This is a genomic window from Cyclobacterium sp. (assembly GCF_014762705.1).
Lineage (GTDB): Bacteria > Bacteroidota > Bacteroidia > Cytophagales > Cyclobacteriaceae > Cyclobacterium.
On record NZ_JABURL010000115.1, the window covers coordinates 1 to 6,929 of the forward strand.

The 6,929-nt window shown below is 43.4% G+C and carries 4 protein-coding genes; 2 read left to right on the forward strand and 2 right to left on the reverse strand.

Going from position 1 to position 6,929, the window contains the following annotated elements; all coding sequences use genetic code 11:
• The first annotated feature begins 113 nt into the window (after positions 1-113).
• Positions 114-1,343 (forward strand): DUF4185 domain-containing protein, encoded by a 1,230-nt coding sequence (locus tag HUJ21_RS22910; RefSeq protein WP_291373148.1) that lies wholly within the window; start codon positions 114-116, stop codon positions 1,341-1,343.
• Positions 1,344-2,096: 753 nt separating this feature from the next.
• Here the strand turns inward: HUJ21_RS22910 and purL are convergent.
• The gene (gene purL, locus HUJ21_RS22915; protein WP_291373149.1) at positions 2,097-5,789 is read right to left on the reverse strand and encodes a phosphoribosylformylglycinamidine synthase; all 3,693 of its coding nucleotides are present in this window, start codon (positions 5,787-5,789) and stop codon (positions 2,097-2,099) included.
• A 363-nt stretch (positions 5,790-6,152) separates the two neighbouring features.
• Between purL and HUJ21_RS22920 the strand changes: the two genes are divergently transcribed.
• Entirely contained in the window at positions 6,153-6,755 is a 603-nt protein-coding gene (locus HUJ21_RS22920; protein WP_291373151.1) for a TetR/AcrR family transcriptional regulator, read from the forward strand.
• Here the strand turns inward: HUJ21_RS22920 and HUJ21_RS22925 are convergent.
• On the reverse strand, positions 6,741-6,929 hold a 189-nt coding region (locus HUJ21_RS22925), incomplete at its 5' end, for a hypothetical protein (protein ID WP_291373153.1). The genes HUJ21_RS22920 and HUJ21_RS22925 overlap by 15 nt on opposite strands.

The window sequence follows — 6,929 nt, forward strand, 5'->3', positions numbered from 1 at the left end:
CAGCAAGGCCTGGCTCATGGTAGACGAAGTGGTGATGAATTGAGATATGGGGTGCTTAAGGGAGGCATAATGGCACCTTACCTGGAGAGACCCAAACGAAATGGAAAACCGAAATGAAAAAACAAAAACCTGCATTTATCTATTTTAACGTCGCTTTACTTTTATTGATTTCGGCAATTTTCATTTCATGTTCGACCGCAAGTGAGAAAAGATTGGCATCAAAAAATACCTCTTTAAATGAACTTCAGTTTACGGTGAGGGAAGCCGATTCCTGGTCGGATCTTTTCAAAAGAACATCGGGCTGGTTTGGTGGAGACGGTATCTTCACCATACCCTTAAATGGTATAGAGTCCGCAAAACCTGATTCAACCGCTGAAACCCTTGTGTTATTCAGTGACAGCCTGATTGGAGAAATAATTGACGGGAAGCTGGATACACCCTTTGTGATGATCAATAATTCAGTTGCATGGATGGAAGGCCATGAACCCAAGAAATCCAATATTTCCTTCCATTGGGCTGAAAATGAGAATAGCGCGCCGCAGTCACTTTTTATACCGAATACTCCAAATTCCAAACAAGGAGAATACTTTTGGTTAGGGGATGGTTTTGTGAACCAGGAAAAGAACAATGATATTTATTTATTTGGTTACAGGGTTATCACTACAGGTGAAGAAGCTTTTAATTTTAAAGAAGTTGGTAACGCCCTGATTGTTATTCCCTCAGGAAGTAAGCCTCCTTTTAAAGATCAACGTCAATTGGATACTCCTTTTTATATTGAGGGGACACCGGAAAGTACGGGTTCCTTTGGTGCTGGCATTTTGGTTAACACCAAAGACGCGGGAGCATTTAGCCCTGATGGTTATCTCTACATATATGGTGTTAGAGGCCAAAAAAAAGAAGTGATGGTAGCCAGGGTGAAACCCGGTGATATTGAAGAATTTCGTCTGTGGAGATTTTGGGATGGTGCTGACTGGCAAAGTGATATGCACAAAGCTTCCACTATTGCTGATAGGGCATCCAATGAATTGAGCGTATCTCAACTGGGAGATGGAAGGTATGCCATGATTTTCCAGATGGATGGTATAGCTTCCACCGTTGGGTTGCGTTTGTCCCATTCCCCGGAAGGTCCTTTTGGTCCTATAATTACAATTTGGGATGCTTCAGCTGATTTGAGTGAAGGAAAACAACTGATTAGCTATAACGCAAAAGCCCATCCCAGCCTGTCTAAACCTGGAGAATTGTTAATCAGTTATAACATCAATTCATTCGATTTTTTTGCAGATGTGGAAACGTCTCCAAACTTTTACAGACCCAGGTTTATACTAATGGAGATCGGAGAATGACCTAAGCCCAGTTGGATATTTCACCACTCCGGGTTAAAATCATCTCCAAAAAAGGCACAAAGGCATTCCTATTTGAATCCTTGGAAATTCATCCTATAACTGAGTTCGAATTAAGATCGTCAATAAAAACCAATTGAATCGTCACTGCGAACCCTTTGTCGTGGGTATATGCACTGGGAAAGGGTGTGGCAGTCTCGTTTGGCCAGAGATTCCCACAGCTTTCACCGCTCAAAACCCTCTCTAAGTCTGGTGATGACGTAATTAAATTTTTGTTTGATATAGTAGTACCCTAAGGAAATTTGATAAATGAGGAAGATTTAGATTTTAATTACGCAAAGCGGGCTGGCCCGACAAAAAACCGGGGGTGCGGTAGGTATGTGAGGGGAAGGATTTTTTTGTCTTGATTTTTTGGTACTTTTTGATCAAGCAAAAAGTACAATAAAAACATGCTAAAATACCAAAAAAGCCTTTAACTCCCAATCATCCATTAACCAATGAGATATTTTCTCATATAGCTAATTTTAAATCCTGATACAACGAACATCCCTAAATTCCTACAAATTCCAAAAACCTTTCCGTCATCCTGATTTCAGCGTTTTTTAAAATGTCAGGTCTCGGAATGACGGTGTTTTAACGAATTTCAGTCGAACTATACATTAAAACCAAATAAAATGATTACAGAAGCAGTCAGTAGTTAACATTTCATGACTGGCCCAAACTTCAATATTCATAGAGCTTTTTAGCCTGTTCCAGTTAAAGCTTCATTTTAACCTCCACCCACTTTCGGGCATTCACAAAAGCCAATAGCCAAGGGCTAATTTCACCGGGTAATAATTCTTCGGGATAATAGGGCCAATTCCAGGGAGCAAGGGACCTTTCTATATGGGGCATTATGGCCAGGTGTCTGCCATCTGCTGAAGCCAGTCCTGCCACCGCATGATCTGAACCATTGGGATTCCCTGGATAGGCAGTGTATGAATAATTCATGCCAATATGGTAGGTAGATTTTTCCTGGGGCAATTGAAATTTGCCTTCTCCATGCGCTACCCATACACCCAACCTCAGTCCGGAAAGGGATCCCAGCATGACCGACTTGTTGTCCGGTATGGTTACATTAACAAAGCCTGACTCAAATTTGTGGCTGTCATTGTGTAGCATTTTGGTCTTTTGTTGGTGTTCGGGGTTCAGTAGATTCAAGGCTACCATCAATTGACAACCATTACAAACCCCCAGGCTTAAAGTGTCCTTCCGGGCATAAAAATGATCCAATGCCTTTTTGGCTTTTTCATTGTACAGAAAGGCACCTGCCCAGCCCTTGGCCGAACCCAATACATCGGAATTGGAAAATCCCCCTACAAAAACGATCATGTTGACATCTTCCAGGGTTTCTCTTCCGGAAATCAGATCTGTCATATGGATGTCTTTTACATCAAAACCGGCCAGCCACAATGAATAAGCCATTTCCCGGTCTCCATTGACTCCTTTTTCCCTGATGATGGCCGCTCTGGTTCCGCTTGCTGTCTTTCGAAGTGGGTCTAAACCCAAGGAACGGTAGGTTCCCTGCCAGTTTTCCGGAAAATTGAATTGAAGTGGCTGCTTTTTGTAATGATCAAAACGCTCCCTTGCCAGCTGCTTTCCTGATTGTGCCTGGTCCAGCAGGAAGGAAGAGCGGTACCAGGTGTCCCTGAGGCTGGCCATGTCCCAGCTTTTGCCTAATGCAGGAATTTCTATTTTTCCGGAAGTTTGTATGGATGCGATGGGGAGGTAAGTAATTCCATTTTCTTTCAAATAACCTTCAACACCTGCTTCCGGATTTACCTGGATCAGCAGTCCCGGATTTTCCGCAAACAATGCCTTGACAGGGTCCTTTTCCGGATGGTTTTCCAGGTGTATGGTTAATCCGGTATTTTCATTGGGAAAACACATTTCCAGCAAGGAGGTGATCAAGCCACCAGAGGAAATGTCGTGACCGGCTAAAATTTTCTCCTGACGGATCAGTTCCTGCAGTACATTAAAAGCGGCAGCAAAGTAAGCCTGATCCTTGATATCCGGGGTTTCATTACCGATTTTATTCAGAATTTGACCAAAGGAACTCCCGCCCAATTTAGCCTTATCTTTGGAGAGGTCTATATAAAGCAGACTGGATTCCGAAACCGGCATAATGGAAGTAGAAAGGGTTTTTCTGATATCTTCGCATTCGCCTACAGTAGAGATAATGACAGTGCCCGGGGAAAATACCGTTTGTCCATCCGGGTATTTTTGGGCCATTGAAAGGGAATCCTTTCCCGTGGGAATATTGATGCCCAAAGCAATGGCAAACTCACTGGCCGCAGCTACCGCCCGGTACAAGCGGTCATTTTCTCCCGGATTTTTTGCCGGCCACATCCAGTTGGCGCTCAAAGATACCGCCTTCAATCCTCCATTAAGTGGAGCCCATACCAGGTTGGTCAGTGCTTCTGCAATGGCCAGTCGGGAACCTGCCTCGGGGTTGGCCAGGGCAGCTACAGGCGCATGGCCTATAGATGTCGCAATGCCCTTGTTTCCGGAATAATCCATGGCCATTACGGCTAAATTGTTCAAAGGTAATTGCAGGGGGCCCGTGCTCTGTTGTTTGGCTACCCTTCCGGTAACCGATCGATCTACTTTATTGGTTAGCCAGTCCTTGCAGGCCACGGCTTCCAATTGGAGCACCTGATTCAGGTATTCTTCGATTTTTTCCACCTCATATTCCGGTGCCGCAAAGTTTTGACTGGCTCTGCGGTCTTCAAGAACAGTTTTTGGAGAAGAGCCAAACATGTGGTTCAGGCTCCAGTCTATGGGTTTTTCACCCGTTTGGCTGTTTTCAAATTTAAAATGCAAATCTCCGGTAGTCTCTCCGATTTCGTAAAATGGAGCCCTTTCCCTCAAAGCAATTTTCCTGATTTTTTCCAATTTGCTTTTTTCCAGGACCAGCCCCATCCTTTCCTGAGATTCATTCCCGATAATTTCTTTGGCGGAAAGGGTAGGATCTCCTACTGGAAGCTTGTCCAGGTGTATTGTTCCACCGGTTTCTTCCACCAGTTCGGAAAGGCAATTCAAATGGCCTCCTGCACCATGGTCATGAATGGAAATTATGGGGTTGTCGTCACTTTCTGCCATTGCCCGGATTACATTGGCTACCCGCTTCTGCATTTCAGGATTGGAGCGCTGTATGGCATTCAGCTCCAAAGCATTGCTGAGCTCTCCGGTATTGAGTGAAGAAACCGCACTTCCCCCCATGCCGATCCGGTAATTGTCACCCCCCATCAAAACGATGCTGTTATTTTTTTCAGGTGATTTTTTCAGGCTGTAGGGGGCTCTGGTAAATCCTATGCCTCCTGCAAGCATGATTACTTTGTCAAAGCCCCAGTTTTTGCCCAGTTCCTGATGTTCGAAAGTCATCAGGCTTCCACAAATCAATGGTTGGCCAAATTTATTACCAAAGTCACTGGCTCCATTGGAAGCCTTGATCAGGATGTCCATAGGACTTTGGTAAAGCCATTTTCTGGCAGTTAGGTTTTTTTCCCATTGCCGGTCGGGAGCGGTTCTGGGATAGGAGGTCATGTAAACAGCAGTACCTGCCAAAGGTATGGAGGCAGTGCCGCCCGCCATTCTATCCCTGATTTCCCCACCAGATCCGGTAGCTGCTCCGTTAAAGGGTTCTACAGTAGTGGGGAAATTATGTGTTTCAGCTTTCAGGGAAAGGACGGTGTCAATGGGCTTGATTTCAAAGTATCCGGCAGTATCCTGATATTCAGGCGCAAATTGCAAAGCCTCCGGTCCTTTTACAAAGGCTACATTGTCCTTATAAGCCGATACTATCCCGTTTGGATTAGCCGAAGCTGTTTGTTTAATCAACTGGAAAAGCGACAGGGGCTTTTCCTGTCCGTCGATGATAAATGTTCCGTTGAAAATTTTGTGCCGGCAATGCTCAGAATTCACCTGACTAAAGCCAAAAACCTCGCTATCGGTGAGCGGCCTTTCCATGGTTTTACTGATCCCGTCCAGGTAAGTGATCTCCTCTTTGCTGAGGGCAAGGCCTTCTTTTTCGTTGTAAGCGGATATATCGGCAATAAAAAGGATGGGGTCCGGCTTTTTATCAAAAGAGAATAAATCCTGGTCCAATACTTTATAAAACCTTTGCAGCATGGGATCCAGGGATACCCCATCTGTCCAAGGGTAAAAAGCTTCAATTCTAAGGATACCATTGATCCCCATATTTTCGCATATCTCTACGGCATTGGTGGACCAGGGGCTTACCATTTCTTTTCTTGGTCCGATAAATTCGCCGGCTACGCTGCTCTTATCCAGGTAGCTGGCAGAGCCGAAAAGCCAGGTTAATTTTTCTACTGCCTCTTTACTTAATAGTTGGCGTGATTCAAGGGCATAAATTGTTTTTTCAGGAGATTGAAAAAAGAAAATTTTCATAGGATAATCAATAGCTATTTAGAAAGGACAAAGGTACAAAATTGCTTTAATAAATTACCGGGCTGAGTGAACCCAAACTTTTGCCTCAGGAATGAAAATGTTCGATTTCGAAAATTTCTAAACGGATAATGTTCGTTATTGAACAGTTAAGCAAATGTTCATATAGTTAATGGGGGGCTTTGGTTTGTCTGAAAGATTAATTTTTTTTGAATAGGCACAATTATTTTGGGGGATAAGTATGAGTTGCCAGATTTAAGCGCACATATTTTGTTAGGGATTTAAAATAATTCAATAAATTTGGAAAAACTTTGAACCTTTTGAAAGTTTCCTGAGTTTTTTGGCAGGAAGTTTATTGACAGATATTTGGAAACAAGAGAAAAAATAATTCGGGTGGCATTGGAGCAGTTTCTGGTTTTTGGAATCAGGGCAGTAACCATGGATGAGATCGCCAGACAGGTTGGCATGTCCAAAAAGACCCTTTACGAGGAATTTTCCAGTAAAGAGGAATTGGTAAATGCCTCCTTTGAAGTAGCACTCAGGGAGGATGAATGTGCTTTTGATGAGATGATGAAGGAGGATGAAGGGGTAATTGACCATTTATTGCGGATGACCAGGTACCTCAGGGAAAGGTTTTCCAGCATGAACCCCTTATTGATGCATGAAATTCAACGCTTTTATCCCAAATGTTGGAAAAAACTGGAGGAATTTAAAAGGGATCATGCCTGGAAAGGCATAGTAGAGGTGCTTGAAAAAGGAAAGCAGTCTGGAGATTTCAGAGGGGAAATCAATTCAGAAATATTGGCTTTTATGCGATTGGAGCAGATTACCAGTGCCTTTTCCGGGAATGTTCCCGGTGGAAAATACAGTCTGTTGGAATACCACTTGCAAATAGTAGATCATTTTATTCATGGGATCCTGACTGAACAGGGAAGGTCCAATTATTATAAAAAGTTAGCCATCCACTAATCTTAATTTTATGAATTTTAAACTTGCAATTTTATCACTGATCATTTGACTTAATAGTTCTTGGCTTAAAGAAGCCAGTGCCCAGGCCTGACTCTTATACACGTCTGACGCATCCGCAGAATGGCGAGGTGTGGATAGATGTGACAGGTAGAGCAAGTAAAACAAAAAAAAAAA

Bases quoted from the DNA above. Each gene is read 5' to 3' on its own strand.
- HUJ21_RS22910 (WP_291373148.1), top strand. From the start codon at position 114: ATGAAAAAACAAAAACCTGCATTTATCTATTTTAACGTCGCTTTACTT.
- purL (WP_291373149.1), bottom strand. From the start codon at position 5,789: ATGAAAATTTTCTTTTTTCAATCTCCTGAAAAAACAATTTATGCCCTT.